This window comes from Actinokineospora spheciospongiae (assembly GCF_000564855.1).
Classification (GTDB): domain Bacteria; phylum Actinomycetota; class Actinomycetes; order Mycobacteriales; family Pseudonocardiaceae; genus Actinokineospora; species Actinokineospora spheciospongiae.
The window spans coordinates 1-226 of record NZ_AYXG01000095.1; the positions used below are offsets into that span (position 1 = coordinate 1).

The 226-nt window shown below is 65.0% G+C and carries 1 protein-coding gene; it reads right to left on the bottom strand.

The genetic code is table 11. The features are described 5' to 3' along the window. Positions 1-226, bottom strand: a 226-nt coding sequence (locus UO65_RS13080) for a transposase (RefSeq protein WP_035282227.1), incomplete at both ends; no start/stop codon positions are given.

The window sequence follows — 226 nt, forward strand, 5'->3', positions numbered from 1 at the left end:
CCTCAGTTCCTGGTTCTCGCGTTCCAGCTCCCGCAACCGGGCCCGCTCATCCACCCCCAACGGGGCAACACCCTTCGGGTGCTTCTTGCGGTGGGCCTCCACCCAGTTCCGCAGTGTCTGCTCCACCAGTCCCAACTGGCGGGCGGCTTCGGCGACGGAGATCCCGGACTCCACCATTTTCACGGCCTCGTCCTTGAACTCCGGTGAGAAACGACGACGGCGTTGA